Raw genomic sequence first — 18,114 nt, forward strand, 5'->3', positions numbered from 1 at the left:
CCGACAGGGCTTCCATATCGATCACTATGGAAGATTCGTCATGGCGCTTACCGATTATCGCACGCTGGGCCGCTCCGGGCTGGTGGTCAGCCCGCTGGCCTTGGGCACGATGACGTTCGGCGTGGCGCGCTGGGGGATGGAGCAGCCGGCGGCGGCGGCGGTGTTCGATGCCTATGTCGCGGCGGGGGGCAATCTGGTCGATACCGCCAATGTCTATGCCGGCGGGCGAGGCGAGGAGATGCTCGGTGCGATCATTGCCGAGCGCGGTATCCGCGACAGCCTTGTCGTGGCGACCAAAGCGGGCTTTGCCGCGGGCCAGGGGCCGCATGCCGGCGGCAACGGCGCCAAGCATATCCATGCCGCGCTGGGGGGATCGCTGCGGCGGCTGAAGACCGATTATATCGATCTCTACTGGGTGCATGTGTGGGATTCGGTGACGCCGCCGGAGGAATTGCTCGAGACGATGGCCGCGCTCGTGCGGGCGGGGAAGATCCGGTATTGGGGGCTGTCAAACGCGCCGGCCTGGTATGTCGCACGGCTGGCGACGCTGGCCGCGCTGCAGGGCAAGCCGGGGCCGATTGCGCTGCAATATTTCTATTCACTCGTCGCCCGCGAGGTGGAGGCGGAGCATATCCCGCTGGCGCTGGACATGGGGCTGGGCATGATGCCGTGGAGCCCGCTGGCATACGGTTTGCTGACCGGCAAATATGACCGGGCGACGGTGGAGGCGGGCGCGCCGCGCGGCGGCGGTTTGCCGAGCGATGCCGCGGACGGCGCGCCGCGCGCCGAGGGAGACAAGCGGCTCGATGGGCCCAATCCGTTTGGCGACATGCTGTTCACGCCGCACAACTGGGACATCGTGGAGGCACTGCGCGGCGTGGCCGAGGCGATTGGCGAGACGCCGGCGCGGGTGGCGCTGGCCTGGGTGCTGGGCAAGCCGGGCGTCGACACCGCGCTGATGGGGGTGAGCCGGGTGGAACAGGTGCACGACAATATCGCCGCGACTGATCTGCTGCTGGCAGCCGAGCATCGCGCCGCGCTGGATGCGGCGAGCGTGCCGGCGGCGGCGATGATCTATGGGCTGTTCTCGCCCGAGATGCGCCGCAACGTGGTGTTCGGCGGCAGCGCGGTGCGCGGGCGGATGTCCGCGGCATAATCAGCGCGACAGCCGCTGCGCGCGTTCGCGGAGCCGCTCGATGCCGGCGTCATGGATGCCGGGGGTGGAGATCAGCACGCCGAAGGCTTGCGCGCTCGGCGTGTTGAAGGCGAGCGGCTGGCCGAGCGCATCGCTGACCGCGGCACCGGCTTCGGATGCGATGAGCACGGCGGCGGCGATGTCCCATTCGTGGCCCCAGCGCAATGTGGCGACGAGATCGGCGCGATCGGCGGCGACCATGGCAATGCGCAGCGCGATCGAATTGGGCTTGTCGACCGCGACGAGATCGCTGTCGATCTTGGGCAAGGCATCGGTCGGGACGCGCGCGCCGGGGAAATCGCGGCGATCGCCGGCGTAGATGCGCTGGCCGTTGAGCGTGGCGCCCTGCCCTGCCGCCGCGCGCCACACTTCGCCGCGCGCCGGGGCATCGAGCACGGCGACGACCGGCTGGCCATGCTCGACCAGAGCGACGGAAATGGCCCAGCCCGGGCGACCGCGAATGAAATCGCGCGTGCCATCGATCGGATCGACCACCCAGACGCGATCGGCGCGGAGGCGATCGGCATTGTCGGCGGTTTCCTCGGACAGCCAGCCGGCGTCTGGCAGCAACGCTTCGAGCCGGGCGCGGAGCAAGGCATTGACGTCCAGATCGACCTGGCAGACCGGCTCGCCATGGGCCTTTTCCCAGCGCGCGAAATCGGTGCGCCACTGCGCCAGCGCGAGCGCGCCGGCCTCGGCGGCGATGGCAGCGATGGCGTCCGCCAGATCCGGCGCCAGCTCCGGGGCCGGATCAGGCACCCGCGACGGTCATCCCATCGATGCGCAAGGTCGGCACGTTGGAGCCATAACGGAATTCCAGATCGTTGGCCGGGGTCAGCGCCAGGAACATATCCTTCACGTTGCCGGCGATGGTGAATTCGGCGACCGGCGTGGTGAGTTCGCCATTTTCGATGCGGAAGCCCGCCGCGCCGCGACTGTAATCGCCGGTGACGCCATTGGCGCCGCCGCCGAGCATTTCCGTGACGTAAATGCCGTCAGCAATATCACCGAGCAGCGTTTCCACCGGCACATGCCCCGCCGCCATGAACAGATTGCTAGTGGCCACCCCGGGATTGCCACCAACGCCGCGCGCGGCATGGCCGGTCGGCTCGAGCCCCAATTGCCGCGCCGAAGCGCTATCGAGCAGCCACGTCTCCAGCATGCCGTTGGAGACGAATTCGGTCGGCGAGACGGGCAGCCCCTCGCCATCGAACGGGCGCGAGCGCAGCCCGTGCGGGCGATGCGGATCATCACTGATCGTGACGCCCTCGGCGAAGATGCGCTTGCCGAGCGATTCGAGCAGGAAGCTCGTCTTGCGCGTGATCGCCGCGCCCGAGATTGCGCCGATCAGATGACTGAGCATCGAGGAGCCGACGCGCGGATCGAACACGATCGGCATCGCGCCGCTCTTGATCGTGCCGGGATTGACGCGCGCGACGGCGCGCTCGCCAGCACCGCGGCCGATGTCGGCGGGCGACATCAGCCGGTTGCGATGACGCGCGCCATGATGATCATAATCGCGGACCATCGATCCGCCCTCCCCCGCCAGCACGCTGGCCGAGATGCCGTAACCGGTGGCGGCATACGCGGCGGCAAAACCGTGGCTGGTGGCCAGCGCCCAGATGCTGCGCGAGGCGGACGCGCCGCCGCCTTCGCTGTTGGTGACGCCGGGGACGGCGCGGGCAGCATCCTCTGCCTCCAATGCAGCCTCTTTCAAGGCGGCGGGCTCGACGTGGCCGCCATCATCGAGATCGAGCTGCGGCGGGGCACCGCGCAGCAGCCGCTCCTGCGGGGCGAGCCCGGCCCATTGGTCTTCCGGCGCCTCGCGCGCCATGGCGATGGCGCGATCGACCAGAGCGGCAAGCGCATCGACCGACAGATCGGAGGTGGAGACGCTGGCGGATTGCTTGCCGACGAAGACGCGCAAACCAAGCTCGGCGCTTTCCGAGCGGCCGACATCTTCGAGCGCGCCGAGGCGGACGGAGACGTCGAGCGCCGTATCAGCGGCGAAAACGGCATCGGCGGCGTCGGCGCCGGCGGCGGTCGCGAGGGCAACGATATCGGCGGCGCGCATCTGCGCTTGTTCGGTGGTCAGCATCGAGCGGACTTAGGTATGCGGGCGGCGAAGGTCAAAGCGTGGATGCCGTGCCGACCACCAGGCAGGCGGCGAACATGAGCAGGCCGGCGACGCGATTGCTGCGGAACCGGTGCAGCGCATTGGCGCCATCGGCGGGGGCGAGCGTGGCGATCTGCCAGCCGAGGTGGAGCGCCAGCGGGGCCAAGGCGAGCAACGCGAGGACATCGGGGCGGACCAGCCAGACGGCGGCGGCCCAGAAGGCCAGCGCAATGGCATAGAAAATCGCCGTGCCGGCCTTCACCCGCGCGCCCATGCGCAACGCCGACGAACGCACGCCGATCAGCGCATCATCCTCGCGATCCTGCAGCGCATAGATCGTGTCATACCCGATCACCCAGGCGATCGACCCGGCATAGAGCAGCAGGCCGGGCAGCGTCAGCGCGCCCGCCACCTCGCTCCACCCGACCAGCGCCGCCCAGCTGAACACCAGCCCGAGCCACGCCTGCGGCCACCAGGTGATACGCTTCATGAAGGGATAGGCGGCGACCAAAGCGAGGCTGAGCACGGCCACGATCGCGGCATAAAGCTGCAATTGCAGCAGCACGGCGAGCCCGATCAGGCTGAGGAATGCCAGCCACGCCCAGGCGGCTTTCAATGACACGGCGCCGCTCGGCAATGGCCGGCTGCGTGTGCGCGCGACCTGCGCATCGAGATCGCGATCGACGATATCGTTATAGACGCAGCCCGCACCGCGCATCGCGATCGCGCCGGCGAGCATCCACAACAACAAATCCCAGCGCTCGATCGCGCCGCCGGCGAGCGCGACCGCCCAGGCACCGGGCCAGAACAATAGCCACCAGCCGATCGGGCGATCGAACCGCGCCAGCAACGCGAAAGGGCGGACACGCGCGGGAAGCGCGCCGACCAGACCGCGATGCTCGGTATCCGGAGTCGGCACGGCGGGGGCGGTCATGCGGCAAGACCCGCGAATGTTGACAATGTTGAGACGCGGGTGCGGCTCGCCGCGCGCGAATGTTGACACTGTTGAGACGCTGGCGGGGTTTTGACGGGTGCGTGAGCAAGCGCGGTGGGGAGGCTGGCGTTCATGATGCCGGAGCGTAGCGAAAACGGCCCTTGTAGGACAGCGTTTCGATGATGCCGTTCCCCGCCCGCGCGCCGCGACACGCGGGCGCCGCTTTGCCAGCGGCGGCGCGGGGGGCTAACGGTGCCGATGTGACGCTTCCCCCCCTCCCCCCATGGTAGGCCTATCGGTTGCGGTGGGGCGCTTTTTCGAGGCGTTGTTCTGGGCGATGCTGCAGGCCGCGGGGCAAATCGCGCTGGGCGCGGGCGCGGGGCTGGTGGCGCTGTTCGTGCTGTGGCGCTTGGCGCGTGGCTATTGGCCATGGCGCAAGCGGAAATAGCTTTCCGTCACCCCGGACTTGTTCCGGGGTCCACCGGGCGGCTAGGCCGGGCCGCGCCGTGAAGCCTGATCTCGCGGCGTAGTGGACCCCGGAACAAGTCCGGGGTGACGAGGAGTTTTGATGATCGCCACCCCCGCCTGGCCGCCGCAATCGACGCCGCGGCTGTTCGTCGAGACGATGCTCGCGCCGGGATCGCTGCGCATCGATGGACCACAGGCGCATTATCTCGTCGCGGTGATGCGGATCAAGATCGGCGATCCGGTGAAGCTGTTCGATGATGTGAGCGGCGAATGGCTTGGCGTGGCAAGCGCCGTGGGCAAGCGCGATGTGACGCTCGATGTGACCGAGCGCCTGCGCGAGCGCGAAGCGGTGCCCGATCTGTGGCTGTGCGCCGCGCCGCTCAAGAAGGGGCGGATCGACTGGATGGTGGAAAAAGCCTGCGAGCTGGGCGTGGCGCGCATCGTGCCGGTGGTGACGCGGCGCGCCGTGGTCGACAAGCCCAAGGAGGAGCGGCTGCGCGCGCACATGATCGAGGCGGCGGAACAATGCGGGCGCACCGCCATCCCCGAGCTGGCCGAGACGGTGAAGCTGCCCGCGCTGCTGCGCGACTGGCCGGCGGGGCGCACCTTGTTTTTCGCCGACGAAGCGGGCGGCGTGCCGGCGTTCGACGCGATGCGGGGCGGCGGGGCGGCGGCGGCGATCCTGATCGGGCCGGAGGGCGGATTCGACGACGAGGAACGGGCGGCGATCCGCGCCGTGCCGGGGGCGATCGGCATCGGGTTGGGTCCGCGCATCCTGCGGGCGGATACCGCGGCGGCGGCAGCGGTGGCGGTGTGGATGGCGGCCAAGGGGGATTGGTGAGGCAGCGCGCGGCGGCGGCATGTTCGCCACGACCCGTCATCCCAGCGCAAGCTGGGATCTCAAGCGGCAGGCGCGGGACAGGAGCCGCTTGATACCCCAGCTTTCGCTGGGGTGACGATAGCGTCCATCCGCGCCACTAGCGCCTTTCCATACCGCTCGTTAAAGCGCTGCTATGACGAGCCCGACGCCCACCAAGTTTTCCCCGCCGATCGAATCGCGCGACCAGTTGATCGCGAGCTTCGCGCAGGGCGAAAAGCCCGTCGCGGATTGGCGCATCGGCACCGAGCATGAGAAGTTCGTCTACGCGCTCTCCGATCATCATGCGCCGAGCTATGACGAGCCGGGCGGGATCCGCGATCTGCTGAAGGCGCTGGAGGGCTATGGCTGGAAGCCGGTGATCGAGAACGGCCACGTCATCGCGCTGACCGGCGCCGATGGCAGTGTCAGCCTTGAGCCCGCCGGGCAGTTCGAACTCTCCGGCGCGCCGCTGGATAATTTGCACGAGACGTGCGCCGAGACGGGGCGCCACCTGGAGCAGGTGAAGGCGATCGGCGCGAAATTCGGCATCGGCTTTCTCGGGCTCGGCATGTGGCCGGACAAGACGCGCGACGAGCTGCCGCGCATGCCCAAGGGCCGCTACGGCATCATGCTGCGGCATATGCCACGCGTCGGCAGCATGGGGCTCGACATGATGCTGCGCACCTGCACGATCCAGGTGAATCTGGATTACGAGACCGAGGCCGACATGGCCAAGAAGTTTCGCGTTGGGCTGGCGCTGCAGCCGCTGGCCACCGCTTTGTTCGCCAATTCGCCGTTCACCGAAGGCAAGCCCAACGGCATGCTGTCGTATCGCTCGCATATCTGGTCGGACACCGATCCGGCGCGCACCGGCATGCTGCCGTTCGTGTTCGAGGATGGCTTTGGCTATGAGCGCTATGCCGATTATGCGCTCGATGTGCCGATGTACTTCGTCTACCGCGACGGCAAATATATCGACGCGGCGGGGCTGAGCTTCCGCGATTTCCTCGAGGGCAAGCTCGCCGTGCTGCCGGGCGAGAAGCCGACGCTGGACGACTGGACCGATCACCTGTCGACCGCCTTCCCCGAAGTGCGGCTGAAGACCTTTCTCGAGATGCGCGGCGCCGATGGCGGCCCATGGAACCGGATCTGTGCGCTGCCCGCCTTCTGGGTCGGGCTGCTATATGATGGCGGCGCGCTGGATGCGGCGTGGGACATGGTGAAGGACTGGACGATCGAGGAGCGCCAGCGCTTACGCGATGCCGTGCCCCGGCTGGGGCTGGATGCGCCGATCGCCGGGGGGCGGACGCTGCGCGATATTGCCGGGCGCGTGCTGGATATATCGAGCGCGGGGCTGAGCGCGCGCAACCGGATGAATGCAAGCGGCAGCAACGAGACCGGGTTTCTCGATCCGCTGCGCGAGGTGGTGCGCAGCGGCAAGGTGCCGGCGCAGCTGTTGCTGGACAAATATCACGGCGTGTGGGGCGGTGACGTGTCCAAGGTTTACGAGGAGCTGCGGTTCTAGGCGGCGCGCGATCGGCCGTGACAGTTGCAGTTTATGCAATTGCGTTAGCGCTATACGCACTTGCGGAAAACCGTGCTGCAGCGCACAAAGCAGGTGCCTTTCAGGCATCCTCTCCTAAAACTTTCACGGGGTCGGTCTTTCGGGGTCGACCCCCTTTTTTTTATGCTCGGCTTACGCTACGACCCGTGCACTGTCGTCACGCCGAATAATCAAAAACATAATCGTACGCGGAGTGGAGCCAGCCGGTCAGACCGGCAGCGGCGCGATGCAGTGATGGGGGATGGAGCGCGGAGGGACGCCGCTCTCCCCCACCTTCTTTCCCAAACCAGGCCAGCTTTCCCAAACCAGGCCGGCTTTCCCAAACCAGGCCGGCATTCCCAAACCAGGCCGGCATTCCCAAACTGAGCAGATTGGCGCATTATTTCGCGCTGCACTTGCGTAAAAGCCGTGGTAACCACCGGCGGCTTGCGGGTGCGCCCGCCCTAGGGAGAACAAATATGCGCACGGCGCTGGTGACGGGTTCGGCGGGATTTATCGGCGCGTTCGTCTGCGCGCGGCTGCTGGCCGATGGCTACCGCGTCATCGGGCTCGACGCGATGACCGATTATTACGACGTGACGCTGAAGGAACGGCGCCATGCGCGGCTGCGCGAATCGCCGGCGTTCGAGGCGGTGATCGGCTATGTCGAGACGCCCGGGCTGCTGATGGAGCTGTTCGCGCGCGAACGGCCCGAGGTGGTGATCCATCTGGCCGCGCAGGCCGGCGTACGCTATTCGATCGACAATCCGCGCGCCTATCTGGAAAGCAACATCGTCGGCACGTTCGAACTGCTCGAGGCAGCGCGCGCCTATCCGCCGCAGCACATGCTGATCGCCTCGACCTCGTCGGCATACGGCGCCAATACCGAGATGCCGTACCGCGAGACGGACAAGGCCGATCACCAGATGTCGTTCTACGCCGCGACCAAGAAGGCAGGCGAGAACATGGCGCATTCCTACGCGCACCTGTTCGATCTGCCGATCACCATGTTCCGCTTCTTCACCGTCTATGGCCCGTGGGGCCGGCCGGACATGGCGCTGTTCAAATTCACCAAGGCGATCTTCGAAGGCGCGCCGATCGACGTCTATAATTTCGGCGAGATGAAGCGCGATTTCACCTATGTCGACGATCTGGTCGAGGCGATCCGGCTGCTGATCGATACGCCGCCGGTGCGCCCCGCCGAGGGCGCGGGCGTCGCGGCGGGCGATAGCCTGTCGCCGGTGGCGCCGTGGCGCGTGGTGAATATCGGTAATTCACAGACCGTGCAGCTGGGCGAGTTCATCACCGCGATCGAGGAAGCGACCGGGCTGACCGCGAAGCGCAACCTGCTGCCGATGCAGGCCGGCGACGTGCCGGCGACCTGGGCCGAGGCCAGCCTGCTCAAATCGCTGACCGGCTATGCGCCCAAGACCGGCGTGCGCGAGGGCGTGGCCAAGTTCGTCGCCTGGTACCGCGACTATTACGGCATCTAGGCCCGAGGGCACGAGGCTATTGACGCTAGAAGCGCCAGCGTGGCAGGGATCGCCGACGGCGTGACATAGCGCTGATCGCGCGCGCCGAGGCGCCACATGCGGGTATAGCTCAATGGTAGAGCAGCAGCCTTCCAAGCTGAATACGCGGGTTCGATTCCCGCTACCCGCTCCAGCGCTGCTGCGAACGCCAGCTACGAACTGCCCACTGCAGCTTAGTTCTCCCCCCGGTCGCCGCTCCGCGCGTCGCGCACTGGAGTGCACGATCGAAGAAGCGCGACCGGGTGGGCCGTAGGCATTCGGTTCATCTGATCGGCACCGGTCGCGTGACCGCCGCCGGTTACATTTGCCGTTCGTTGAAGCAGTCAACGCACTCCACTGAACCCGCTGGCGCAGGCTCGCCGCATCGGCAATCGCCGTCTTTCGGCTGGCGGGTGACCTCGGAAATCCAGGCGGAAAAGGCGCGGAGCGGTGCGTGAAAAGCTCTTATTAACATTCCATTAGCGTAGAGCCTTGGCGCGGCAGTTGCCAGCCCCCGCGTATTGCCTGCGCCAAAGGTGCCTCACCGTGCGCCGCCCCCCCCACATAGACACTGCCACGCTGGTGGCGTCCGCAATACATGCGAACGATCCGCCGGTCCTTCATGTGGAAGGGCTCCGCTAGTGAGTCGGGCCGTCGCCATCGACCTCAAGCAGCCGGTTCTACGCCCCCGCCCGCTGGCGGGCTCACCTTATATTCCGCAAAGCGATAAAATCCCTATTGGCCAATTGTTTAGCGTCGTTAATAGAACGTTATTGATTCGGGGGACGTAATGCACTTGGTTCGTAAAGCGAGTTTGGTACTGCTGTTGTTGGCGGCGGCAATCTTTGGCGGGGCGTTGGTTCAGTTTGGCCCCGGCGTCCGGGCAGAGCTAGGCGCTTACAGGGAGGATCGATCCCGCAACTACGTTACCGTTCCGGCATTTGGCGCTGCCAAGGAAATGACTGCCCAATTCTATCCGGCTAAGGTAAAGGCACCGCTCATTGTTGATCTGCATCAATGGGGAGAAGACGCGCGGGGGTTCGCCGGCAAACATCTCGACGAGCAGGTGAAAGCAAAGGGATGGAACTTCATCCGGCCGGCACTGGCCGGGCCCAACAGGACGCCGGATGCTTGCTGCAGTGCTGGCGTGATCGACGGCGTGCTGGCGGCGATTGAGTATGCCAAACAGCACGGCCCGGTCGACCCGACATCAATCTACGTCGTCGGCATCTCCGGCGGCGGTTACACCACCCTATGCGCGGCGATGAGCAACAAGGTAAATGCACGCGGCTATTACGCTTGGGCGTCGATCACCGACCTGGAGGAATGGTATAATCAGCATCGAACGGACAATTATGGCTCCGACATCATGCAATGTACGGCATCGCGTGGCAGCTTGAACCTTGCTGAAGCGCGCCGTCGATCGCCGATCTACATGGGCATGCCCGCCAAGATGAGCCCAATCCATATGTACGCCGGAATCCAGGACGGCTTCCAGGGCTCGGTCCCGATTTCTCACTCGGTGAAGATGTTCAACCGCTTTGCCGACACTTATTCTCCTCAGCAGCGCGTAACAGATGCGCAATTGCTGCGTATGATGGAGCGGCGCGAGGGCGATGACACCGCCGCGAAGCAGACGATCGACGGCCGGACGATTCATCTTCGTCGTTCGGCCGGGCCGGCCGAGTTGGTCGTGTTCGAAGGAGAGCACGAGATGCTTTCAACGGCGCTCGTGGATGCCATCGCCCAGGATCAGGTGGTTAAAAGCAAGCCATAGCGCCGCGCCGCGCAGCAGGCGCGACCTCTATCACTTGGTCAGATTAGGGCTCGCTCCGTTGATGGTGCGGAGCTGGCTCATAATTGGGGCATTGAACGAGTAGGATCGATCATGCATCTCCGCACTGCCCACATAAGATCCGCCACGCTCGCAGCGTCGCCGCTGCCGGCGGGTTCGTACCGCGTCCGCGTCCAACATCTCGACTAACGCGCCTTTGGGGGGGCATGATGACAACAATTACTGCGCAGGGCGTGCATGGCGCTCAAGCTGCCCCGCCACAACGGTTAGGCTATTTCGATTTTATCGATGGCGTACGCGTGATTGCAGTAGTCAGCGTATTACTTTTCCACGCAGATCGATCGTTTCTTCCCGGTAGATTTGTCGGGGTAGACGTCTTCTTCGTGATATCGGGGTTTCTGATCACCCGAATTTGTTTATCGGACCGCTTTGATTTTGGCAGCTTTTACCTAAGCCGCGCGCGCCGAATTTTGCCGGCATATTACGGCACGCTTGTAATCTCGGGGATAGTGTCGCTGGCGGTATTGCTGCCGAGCGATCTTATTTCTTCGGCAAAAGCGCTGGGCCCGGGATCGGTCCTGCTGCAAAATTTCGTCTTCTGGAAGCAGGTAAGCTATTTCTCGCCGGCGCTCGAAAAAAACCCGTATCTCCACACTTGGTCGCTTGCTGTAGAATGGCAATTCTACCTGCTGTTGCCGGTACTGATCCGGTCCTACCGACAGCAGACCCGAGCGCTGATCATTGTGCTTTCTATAATGTTCGTCGCGACGTTGGTGCTCAGCACGCTCGGCGCAATATATAAGCCGACCGTCACCTTTTACCGGTGGGTTCAACCGATCGACGCAACGATCTCCGCGAACTTCTCAGCTGGCGTTTGGTACATCAAGGTTTTCTCGGCCGCTCGTTGAGCTGTCGGGCGAGGGCGCTGAGTGGGTCTGGCTGAAGGCTGAGAGATCGACCCCGTGGGGCAGATACTGGCGCAGCAGGCGGTGCCGAAGCTGCTTGGCGCCGCGCCGATCGACACATTGATCGTCCATGCCTCGTGGAATTCTCACCGGACTCGCGACCGCGCCGCATTCGATGCAGCAGTGCGTCGGTCGTTTCCAGCGTACAAGAATTTGGCACGACACATCGTGATAGTCGGCCCCCACCGGGGGCGCGGCTTGCCGTGCCCGATGCGATGGCACGAGCCGCCGCGTTCGGTAGATCAATCGATCTACGTCAAACACCGACCGGTCTGGCGAGCCTGCGTGAGACGAACCGCTTCTTAGCTGAACAGGCTAGCGCAAACGGTTACGCTTTTGTTGATCTCTACACCGACCTTTGCCGCAACGGCTGTAATCCTATGATCAACGGGCAACCACTATACTTTGACGGGGGCCACATGCGCGCCACAACGTCTCGGCAGGTGTCTCGCAAGTTTGAGAACATTCTGCTTCCAAAATAGCGCCGCGGGGCCTTAGGTAACCGCCGGCTATGCAGGTTAGCGAGTGATCGGCTCCATCCGCTCCAGCGCGACCCAGTCTGCCGATGCTACCGGACTGCCACGATCAACGTGGCGGCCAAAGGGGGGATGTATGACGAAGAAAGTGCCTGCCGCATGGGCGGTGTCGTCGTTGCTGGCGCTGTGCGTCGCCGTGCCCACGCTTGCGCAAACGCCGCAAACCACGCCGCGCGCGCGCGCCGAGGCGATCGTGGCGAGGATGACGGACGACGAGAAGATCGCGCTGGTCCACGGGCTGTTCCCGCCGATGGCGGCGGGCAAGACGGCAAATGCGCTGATCCCGTCGGCCGGGCATATCGATGGCATCCCGCGGCTGGGCGTGCCGATCGTGCGCGAGAGCGATGCGTCGCTCGGCGTCGCCAACCAGGTCGAGCAGCGCAAGGGCGATGTGGCGACGGCGCTGCCCTCCGGGCTGGCCACAGCGGCGACATTCGACCCCGCGATCGCGCGCGCCGGCGGCGCGATGATCGGCAGCGAAGCGCGCGCCAAACGCTTCAACGTGCTGCTGGCGGGCGGCGTGAACCTGACGCGCGATCCGTGGAACGGGCGCAATTTCGAATATCTGGGCGAGGATCCGTTGCTCGCCGGGCGGCTGGCGGGGCAGCATATCGCCGGCGTGCAGAGCAATCGCATCGTCTCGACGGTCAAGCATTTCGCGCTCAACGCGCAGGAGACGGGGCGCATGGTGGCCGATGCGCGGATCGGCGAGGCTGCGCTCAGGATGAGCGATCTGCTCGCGTTCCAGATCGCCATCGAGACGGGCAGGCCGGGATCGGTGATGTGCGCGTACAACAAGGTCAATGGCGACTGGGCGTGCGAGAATGATTTCCTGCTTAACCGTGTGCTCAAGCGCGACTGGCAGTATCCGGGCTTCGTGATGAGCGATTGGGGCGGCGTGCATTCCACCGCCAAAGCGGCCAATGCCGGGCTCGATCAGCAATCCGGGCAGGAACTCGACAAGGCGATCTATTTCGGCGCGCCGCTGAAGGCTGCGGTCGATAGCGGCGCCGTGCCGCGCGCGCGGCTCGACGATATGGTGGCGCGCTATCTCACCGGGCTGATCGCGACAGGCGCCTATGACGCGCCGATGCCGGCGCGCGCGCAGGCCATTCCCTATGCCAGGAACGCGCTGGTGGCGCAGCGCACGGCGGAAGCGGGCATCGTATTGCTCAAGAATGAGGGGCAGATCCTGCCGCTGGCGCGCACCGCGCGGCGCATCGTGCTGATCGGCGGGCGCGCCGATGTCGGCGTGCTCTCGGGCGGGGGATCGAGCCAGGTACGCTCGGTGGGCGGCGCGCCGATCGAAATACCGCTGACCTCGGGCGCGGCGATGTCGTTTGCGCGGTATACCTATCACGCCTCGTCACCGCTCAAGGCGCTGCGCGCCGCGCTGCCACGCACGACGATCACGTTCGTCGATGGCACCGATGTGGCGGCGGCGGCGGCGGCGGCGCGCGGCGCCGATCTGGCCATCGTGTTCGCCACGCAGTGGACCACCGAAGCGCAGGATGTCGCTGATCTGGCGCTGCCAGATCAGCAGGACGCCCTGATCGCCGCGGTCGCCGGCGCGCAACGCAACACGGTGGCGGTGCTGGAAACCGGTGGGCCGGTGACCATGCCGTGGCTGGCGCAGGTGCCGGCGGTGGTGCAGGCCTGGTATCCCGGGCAGCGCGGCGGCGAGGCGATCGCCAACCTGCTGACCGGCAAGGTCAATCCCTCGGGCCGCTTGCCGATCACTTTCCCCGTCGCCGCCAGCCAGGCGCCGCGCCCCGCACCGGTCGGGCTCGATCTGCTCACCAGCATCGAGGCGCAGGCCGCGGCCAACCCGGCCAATGCGACGGCGGGCGCGCTGCCGAGCTTTCCGATCGACTATGTCGAGGGCGCCGATGTCGGCTATCGCTGGTATGAAAAGATGGGCCGCGCGCCGCTGTTCCCGTTCGGCCACGGGCTGAGCTATACCGATTTCGCCTATCGCAACATGACGGTGAGCGGCGGCAAGACGCTCCGCGTATCGTTCGACGTGGCCAATACCGGCAAGCGTAGCGGCGCCGATGTGCCGCAAATCTATGTCGGCCGTGCCGGATCGGGCGGACCGATGCGGCTGGCGGCGTTCACGCGCGTGACGCTCAAGCCGGGCGAAACGCGCCGCGTGACGCTGACCGCCGAACCGCGCATTCTCGCCGATTACGACACGAGCCTGCCGGGGTGGCGCATCACCGGCGGCGCGTATCGCGTGGCGCTGGCGCGCGACGCGACCGACCGGACGCTGGTCAAGACCGTCACGCTGGACAGCGCCACGATGCGACCGTGAACTGAACCAGCGCAGGGCAATGGCCGCACCGGCGAATCGCCGATCATTAAAAAGGGAGGCTACCGCGCCGGTAGCCTCCCTTCTTGTGCTGCAAGCCGCCGGATCAGCGCTTGGCGATCACCATTCGATGCCGATCTTGCCGAAATGGCCGCCGCTGGCCTGCAAGTGGAATGCCTCGGCGAGTTGCTCCAGCGGGAAGCGGCGATCGACCACCGGCTTGATGCCATTGGCCTCGAGCGCGCGGACGAAATCCTGCTGCTCGCGTCGGCTGCCGACGATCAGGCCCTGCAGCCGCGCCTGCTTGCTCATCATCGCCGCGGTCGGGACATCGCCGCTGACCCCGGTGAGCACGCCGATGAGCGAGATATGCCCGCCGACGCGCACCGCCTCGATCGACTGCGCCAGCGTGCCCGGGCCACCTACCTCGACGACATGATCGACGCCGCGCCCGCCGGTCCATTCCAGCACCGCACGGCCCCACTGCGGCTGATCGCGATAATTGAGCGTGAAATCAGCGCCCAGCGCCGTGGCGCGCGCGAGCTTTTCATCGGACGACGAGGTGATCGCCACCGTGGCGCCCATCGCCTTGGCGATCTGCAGCGCCCAGATCGACACGCCGCCGGTGCCGAGCAACAGCACGGTATCACCCGCCTTGAGCTTGCCATCGGTGACCAGCGCGCGCCACGCGGTAAGCCCTGCAGTGGTGATCGTCGCCGCCTCGACCGCGTCATAGCCTTTGGGCACATGCGTGAAGGCGGTGGCGGGGCGCACGACGACTTCCTGCGCGAAGCCATCGATGCCGTCGCCCGGCGTGCGCGAAAAATCGCCGATCGTGGGCGTGCCGTCCTGCCAATCGGGGAAGAAGCACGACACGACCATATCGCCGGGGGCAAATTCGGTCACGCCCGCGCCCACCGCCTCGACCACACCCGCGCCATCGGACAGCGGGATGCGGCCATCCGCCGTCGGCATGCCGCCCAGCGCCACGCCGAGATCGTGATAATTGAGCGAGCTGCCATGCAGCACGACGCGAATTTCACCCGCGCCGGGGGCGCCGGGATCTGCCATGTCCTGCATCGAGAGTTGGTCGAGCCCGGCGGGCGCCCGCAATGTTACTGCCTTCATGCCAATGTCCTTATCTGTATACCGATCGAACGCCCCGACCGCGGACTTGTGCCGCGCGATGGGGTTGATCGCTCGGCCCCCTAAGTAGGCACCAGGCAACATTTAATAAGGGCGGCGCGGCGCGCGCGGCGCAGACCCGTGGCGCCGTAAAAAGATCCGCAGCACGCGCATCGCTCGCCGCGCTGCTTCGTTAGACCCTGCGAGGAGACGATGATCATGACGATACACCCCGAGACGGAAGAGCCCGGCTTCGAAAGCGACGTGAACGAAATACCCAAGGCGCGGGATGCCGGCCGCGACGATACGCTGGAGCAAGAGACGACCGACCAGGACACCGATGAGCTGGAAGCGGTACAGGAGGAGGCTGCGGAGGAACGCAAGGAAGGCGGGTATCAGTAGGGACGGCGGCCCCGGCGCGTCGCGCTCAGGCTGCGCGCGACGCGCTGGAGGGCCGGTCGAACGTGGAGGAAGCCGCGGTAAACCCGCTCCAGGCCGGCGAGCACGACCGCGTTGCGCGCGCCCAGGCCCAATGGCCGCAGCACCGGGATCGCACGCCACATCGCGGCAAAGGCCGCCGCCCCGGATAGCATCCGCCCGTCCTCGCTCGCATGAAACCGCGCGAGCAGCGCATCGCGGTCGATCGGACACGTCGCCCCCGGCGCCCGGGCATCGACAAAGGTGATCGCGCCGCGCCGATCGAGCCGGCGCATGAGCGCGATCTCGCGCCGGCATAGCGGGCATCCCCCGTCATGCCAGACGGTCAGTGTCATGCGCGCGGGTCCGTCCGGTTGCGTTCCCAGATGCGCTCCGCCAGCAGCGTGGCGAAACCCAGCCAGGCGACGAACGGCACCCCCGCCACGGCCGCCGTCCGATCGACCTTGGCGGCTGCCGCGACATAGCTGGCGCCGCTGGCGATCATCGCGCCGGACAGCGCGGCGCTTGGCCCCAATTGTTTGCGGTGGAAAAATATCTCGGTCCAGCCGCCGATCATGATCATGTTGAGCAGCCACAGATTGACTGCCAGATCGCGCTCGGCACCGGCCGGGTGGCGCAGCAGCCGATAACCGCCGACCGCCAGACCGGTCTCCAGCACCGGCCAGGCCGCGCCGAACACGGCATCGGGCGGCGTATAAGCCGGCTTGTCGAGCCGCTTGTACCAGCGGCGGGTGCGCGGATGCGTGGGATCGGGAGCGTTGCGCCGACCGAGCACGGCCGTGATGCCCAGCGCCGCGGCGACGATCGCGATCGATACCGCGCGTGACAGCGCGGGCGCGGCAAGCGGGCGCTCAGCCTGGGCGCCGGTCACGTGGCAAGATAGCGCTCGAGATCGTCGCTGCCTCCGATACGCTCATCATCGATAAACGCTTGCGGCGTGGTGGGCACGCCATGTTCCTGCTTGAAGGCATCGACTTCCTCGCGCGATGCGAGGATGCGATCATCCACCTCGAAGCCATTGTCTTCGAGCATTTGCTTGGCGCGCACGCCGAACGGGCAGGTGTGCTCGGGCAGGATCATACGGTACAAGGTGGCGCTACGCGTGTCGGTCATCGGCTATCCTAGGGGCCGGACGGAGCGCCGGACGCTGCTATAGCGAACCAGCGGCGATGGCGTTCCCTGCGAACACCACCAGGCGCCCCAGCCGCGAGGCTGTAAATAGGTCGAGGCGAGGCGATCGGGAAAGTGGTGGACAGGGCTGGATTCGAACCAGCGTACGCTTGCACGGGCAGATTTACAGTCTGCTGCCTTTAACCACTCGGCCACCTGTCCAGTTGGGCCGCTAAAAAGCGAGGCGGTCCCCTGCCAAGCGCAGCCCCCCCTGTCAACGCCTGCACGACCGTTCCTGTCGATTGCGGGCGTAATAATGTTGCCGCAGCGCGATTTAGCCCTTTAAGCGCCTCACACCGGCCGAGCGAGTGCTGGCATCTGCGCCGACCGCGCGCTAGGCCCGCCGCACAGAGACCCACGCCATATGCGAGGGTAACGAGAATGAGATTTGCCATGGCCCGTCGCGGACACCGCCCCTCCCAGGCCCCTGCCGGCCGCCCGCGCTTCTGGGGCCGTCACGCCGTAACCGCCGCGCTGGAAAATCCCGAGCGCATCGTGCGCAAGGTATGGGCCACGCGCGAGGCGCTGACCGGCTTTTCGATCCCCTCGACCATTCCCGTGGTGTTCGCCGACGTGACCGATCTGGCGCGGCTGGTGCCGGGCGATGCGCCGCACCAGGGTCTGGTGATCGAGGTCGATCCGCTGGAGGATATCTGGCTCGGCGATCTGCTGCAGCAGGGCGAGGGCGATCAGCGCCCGCTGGTGATCCTCGATCAGGTCACCGATCCGCACAATGTCGGCGCGATCCTGCGCTCGGCAGCAGCGTTCAACGCGCTCGGCATCGTCACGCCGGATCGCCACGCGCCGCCCGAATCCGGCACGATCGCGCGCGCCGCCTCCGGCGCGCTGGAAGTCGTGCCCTGGGTCCGCGTGGTCAATCTGGCGCGCGCGCTGGAGGAGATCGCCGAAGCCGGGTTCTGGCGCGTGGGCATGACCGGCGAGGCGACGCAGACGCTGGCCGAGGCGATGGGGCAGCAGCGCGTCGCGCTGGTGCTCGGCGCCGAGGGCGAAGGTATGCGGCAGAATACCGCCGCCCATTGCGACGAACTGGCCAAGCTGCCGATCTCAGATCAGGTCGAGAGCCTCAATGTATCGAACGCCGCGGCAATCGCGCTGTACGCGATTTCCACGCGGACGGGCTGAGGCTC

Annotated in this window: 18 protein-coding genes and 2 tRNA genes; 12 read left to right on the forward strand and 8 right to left on the reverse strand. The window is 66.2% G+C overall.

Annotation, left to right across the window (positions count from 1 at the left end; all coding sequences use genetic code 11):
* Positions 1–40: 40 nt before the first annotated feature.
* The gene (locus ABC969_RS12185; RefSeq protein ID WP_345865278.1) at positions 41–1,156 is read left to right on the forward strand and encodes an aldo/keto reductase; all 1,116 of its coding nucleotides are present in this window, start codon (positions 41–43) and stop codon (positions 1,154–1,156) included.
* Here ABC969_RS12185 and ABC969_RS12190 read toward each other — a convergent pair whose 3' ends face one another.
* Genes ABC969_RS12190 through ubiA form a run of 3 tightly spaced genes read right to left on the reverse strand, consistent with a single transcriptional unit; the run spans position 1,157 to position 4,245 of the window.
* Positions 1,157–1,954: a 3'(2'),5'-bisphosphate nucleotidase CysQ gene (locus ABC969_RS12190; protein WP_345865279.1), complete on the reverse strand. Its 798-nt coding sequence runs from the start codon at positions 1,952–1,954 to the stop codon at positions 1,157–1,159. It lies immediately after the preceding gene.
* Positions 1,947–3,293 (reverse strand): TldD/PmbA family protein, encoded by a 1,347-nt coding sequence (locus tag ABC969_RS12195; protein ID WP_345865280.1) that lies wholly within the window; start codon positions 3,291–3,293, stop codon positions 1,947–1,949. Before ABC969_RS12195 ends, ABC969_RS12190 begins: the two co-directional genes overlap by 8 nt.
* Before the next feature lie 31 nt (positions 3,294–3,324).
* A complete protein-coding gene (ubiA, locus tag ABC969_RS12200) occupies positions 3,325–4,245 on the reverse strand; it encodes a 4-hydroxybenzoate octaprenyltransferase (protein ID WP_345865281.1) in 921 nt (306 codons plus the stop codon).
* Between the two features lie 304 nt (positions 4,246–4,549).
* Between ubiA and ABC969_RS12205 the strand changes: the two genes are divergently transcribed.
* The 9 genes from ABC969_RS12205 (at position 4,550) to ABC969_RS12240 (ending at position 14,236) form a co-directional block, all read left to right on the forward strand.
* Positions 4,550–4,693, forward strand: a complete 144-nt coding sequence (locus ABC969_RS12205) for a hypothetical protein (protein WP_345865282.1) — start codon at positions 4,550–4,552, stop codon at positions 4,691–4,693.
* Positions 4,694–4,813: 120 nt separating this feature from the next.
* Positions 4,814–5,554, forward strand: coding sequence for a 16S rRNA (uracil(1498)-N(3))-methyltransferase (locus ABC969_RS12210; RefSeq protein WP_345865283.1), 741 nt, complete (start codon positions 4,814–4,816; stop codon positions 5,552–5,554).
* A gap of 172 nt (positions 5,555–5,726) precedes the next feature.
* Positions 5,727–7,097 carry a glutamate--cysteine ligase gene (locus ABC969_RS12215; RefSeq protein WP_345865284.1) on the forward strand — a complete coding sequence of 457 codons (1,371 nt, stop codon included), beginning with the start codon at positions 5,727–5,729 and terminating at the stop codon, positions 7,095–7,097.
* A gap of 497 nt (positions 7,098–7,594) precedes the next feature.
* Positions 7,595–8,608 (forward strand): NAD-dependent epimerase/dehydratase family protein, encoded by a 1,014-nt coding sequence (locus tag ABC969_RS12220; protein ID WP_345865285.1) that lies wholly within the window; start codon positions 7,595–7,597, stop codon positions 8,606–8,608.
* Between the two features lie 98 nt (positions 8,609–8,706).
* A tRNA-Gly gene (locus ABC969_RS12225) sits at positions 8,707–8,780 on the forward strand.
* Positions 8,781–9,416: 636 nt separating this feature from the next.
* Positions 9,417–10,403, forward strand: coding sequence for an alpha/beta hydrolase family protein (locus tag ABC969_RS12230; protein WP_345865286.1), 987 nt, complete (start codon positions 9,417–9,419; stop codon positions 10,401–10,403).
* A gap of 224 nt (positions 10,404–10,627) precedes the next feature.
* A complete protein-coding gene (locus ABC969_RS12235; protein ID WP_345865287.1) occupies positions 10,628–11,329 on the forward strand; it encodes an acyltransferase family protein in 702 nt (233 codons plus the stop codon).
* A gap of 134 nt (positions 11,330–11,463) precedes the next feature.
* Positions 11,464–11,868: an SGNH hydrolase domain-containing protein gene (locus ABC969_RS16515; protein ID WP_380807948.1), complete on the forward strand. Its 405-nt coding sequence runs from the start codon at positions 11,464–11,466 to the stop codon at positions 11,866–11,868.
* Between the two features lie 130 nt (positions 11,869–11,998).
* On the forward strand, positions 11,999–14,236 hold the full coding sequence (locus tag ABC969_RS12240; protein ID WP_345865288.1) for a beta-glucosidase: 2,238 nt from the start codon (positions 11,999–12,001) through the stop codon (positions 14,234–14,236).
* 117 nt (positions 14,237–14,353) lie between these two features.
* Here the strand turns inward: ABC969_RS12240 and ABC969_RS12245 are convergent, their stop codons facing one another.
* The gene (locus ABC969_RS12245; RefSeq protein WP_345865289.1) at positions 14,354–15,361 is read right to left on the reverse strand and encodes a zinc-dependent alcohol dehydrogenase family protein; all 1,008 of its coding nucleotides are present in this window, start codon (positions 15,359–15,361) and stop codon (positions 14,354–14,356) included.
* Between the two features lie 216 nt (positions 15,362–15,577).
* Here ABC969_RS12245 and ABC969_RS12250 point away from each other — a divergent pair, with 216 nt between their 5' ends.
* Positions 15,578–15,760, forward strand: a complete 183-nt coding sequence (locus tag ABC969_RS12250) for a hypothetical protein (protein WP_345865290.1) — start codon at positions 15,578–15,580, stop codon at positions 15,758–15,760.
* On the opposite strand, the gene ABC969_RS12255 is transcribed toward ABC969_RS12250, so the two are convergent.
* The 4 genes from ABC969_RS12255 to ABC969_RS12270 all read right to left on the reverse strand — a co-directional run bounded on the left by ABC969_RS12255 (position 15,754) and on the right by ABC969_RS12270 (position 17,128).
* Positions 15,754–16,131, reverse strand: coding sequence for a thiol-disulfide oxidoreductase DCC family protein (locus ABC969_RS12255; protein ID WP_345865291.1), 378 nt, complete (start codon positions 16,129–16,131; stop codon positions 15,754–15,756). The genes ABC969_RS12250 and ABC969_RS12255 overlap by 7 nt on opposite strands.
* A complete protein-coding gene (locus tag ABC969_RS12260) occupies positions 16,128–16,667 on the reverse strand; it encodes a TspO/MBR family protein (RefSeq protein WP_345865292.1) in 540 nt (179 codons plus the stop codon). The genes ABC969_RS12255 and ABC969_RS12260 overlap by 4 nt, the downstream gene beginning before the upstream one ends.
* Complete coding sequence (locus tag ABC969_RS12265; protein WP_345865293.1) at positions 16,664–16,909, reverse strand: glutaredoxin domain-containing protein; 246 nt, start codon at positions 16,907–16,909, stop codon at positions 16,664–16,666. Before ABC969_RS12265 ends, ABC969_RS12260 begins: the two co-directional genes overlap by 4 nt.
* Before the next feature lie 133 nt (positions 16,910–17,042).
* Positions 17,043–17,128, reverse strand: a tRNA-Tyr gene (locus ABC969_RS12270).
* Between the two features lie 231 nt (positions 17,129–17,359).
* On the opposite strand from ABC969_RS12270, the gene rlmB reads away from it, so the two are divergent.
* The gene (gene rlmB / locus ABC969_RS12275; RefSeq protein ID WP_345865294.1) at positions 17,360–18,109 is read left to right on the forward strand and encodes a 23S rRNA (guanosine(2251)-2'-O)-methyltransferase RlmB; all 750 of its coding nucleotides are present in this window, start codon (positions 17,360–17,362) and stop codon (positions 18,107–18,109) included.
* The last annotated feature ends 5 nt before the right edge of the window (positions 18,110–18,114 follow it).

The sequence above is a fragment of the Sphingomonas qilianensis genome, assembly GCF_039614825.1.
Lineage (GTDB): Bacteria > Pseudomonadota > Alphaproteobacteria > Sphingomonadales > Sphingomonadaceae > Sphingomonas > Sphingomonas qilianensis.

Excerpts from the sequence above, each read along its gene's own strand:
- ABC969_RS12235 (WP_345865287.1), top strand. The coding sequence starts at position 10,628 with ATGATGACAACAATTACTGCGCAGGGCGTGCATGGCGCTCAAGCTGCC.
- ABC969_RS12230 (WP_345865286.1), top strand. The coding sequence starts at position 9,417 with ATGCACTTGGTTCGTAAAGCGAGTTTGGTACTGCTGTTGTTGGCGGCG.
- ABC969_RS12185 (WP_345865278.1), top strand. The coding sequence starts at position 41 with ATGGCGCTTACCGATTATCGCACGCTGGGCCGCTCCGGGCTGGTGGTC.
- ABC969_RS12255 (WP_345865291.1), bottom strand. The coding sequence starts at position 16,131 with ATGACACTGACCGTCTGGCATGACGGGGGATGCCCGCTATGCCGGCGC.
- ABC969_RS12215 (WP_345865284.1), top strand. The coding sequence starts at position 5,727 with ATGACGAGCCCGACGCCCACCAAGTTTTCCCCGCCGATCGAATCGCGC.
- ABC969_RS12250 (WP_345865290.1), top strand. The coding sequence starts at position 15,578 with ATGACGATACACCCCGAGACGGAAGAGCCCGGCTTCGAAAGCGACGTG.
- ABC969_RS12195 (WP_345865280.1), bottom strand. The coding sequence starts at position 3,293 with ATGCTGACCACCGAACAAGCGCAGATGCGCGCCGCCGATATCGTTGCC.
- rlmB (WP_345865294.1), top strand. The coding sequence starts at position 17,360 with ATGGCCCGTCGCGGACACCGCCCCTCCCAGGCCCCTGCCGGCCGCCCG.
- ABC969_RS12265 (WP_345865293.1), bottom strand. The coding sequence starts at position 16,909 with ATGACCGACACGCGTAGCGCCACCTTGTACCGTATGATCCTGCCCGAG.
- ABC969_RS12245 (WP_345865289.1), bottom strand. The coding sequence starts at position 15,361 with ATGAAGGCAGTAACATTGCGGGCGCCCGCCGGGCTCGACCAACTCTCG.
- ABC969_RS12240 (WP_345865288.1), top strand. The coding sequence starts at position 11,999 with ATGACGAAGAAAGTGCCTGCCGCATGGGCGGTGTCGTCGTTGCTGGCG.
- ABC969_RS12220 (WP_345865285.1), top strand. The coding sequence starts at position 7,595 with ATGCGCACGGCGCTGGTGACGGGTTCGGCGGGATTTATCGGCGCGTTC.
- ubiA (WP_345865281.1), bottom strand. The coding sequence starts at position 4,245 with ATGACCGCCCCCGCCGTGCCGACTCCGGATACCGAGCATCGCGGTCTG.
- ABC969_RS12210 (WP_345865283.1), top strand. The coding sequence starts at position 4,814 with ATGATCGCCACCCCCGCCTGGCCGCCGCAATCGACGCCGCGGCTGTTC.